A 283-nucleotide genomic window follows, 5' to 3' on the forward strand; every position below is an offset into this window, starting at 1 on the left:
CGCAGTTGGGCAAAAACAGGAACGTGATCAATTGAACCATTTTCTGAAGTATCAAATGAGTGATGTTTTGCTTCCATCGATGAATAAATATGATCTAGAGCAGTCACACTCGAAGTGTTTATCGCAGTGAAGGAAGCAGGAGACAAGTCCAAAATGGTCATGGCAGGGTCGATATCTGCGATCCCCGACACCGGAGCAGATGTGTCCTTGATCACTGGTTGGGCGATTCTGGCCCTGTTCTTGTATTACTGGACACGGACCGTTCTGCTCTTGATGCGTGATA

Annotated in this window: 1 protein-coding gene; it reads right to left on the reverse strand. The window is 46.6% G+C overall.

Annotation, left to right across the window (positions count from 1 at the left end; all coding sequences use genetic code 11):
- A partial coding sequence (locus JEM65_RS22560) for a hypothetical protein (protein WP_233530788.1) occupies window positions 1-215 on the reverse strand: 215 nt, incomplete at its 3' end.
- Window positions 216-283: the final 68 nt, after the last annotated feature.

The sequence above is a fragment of the Gelidibacter salicanalis genome, from assembly GCF_016469035.1.
GTDB classification, from domain to species: domain Bacteria; phylum Bacteroidota; class Bacteroidia; order Flavobacteriales; family Flavobacteriaceae; genus Gelidibacter; species Gelidibacter salicanalis_A.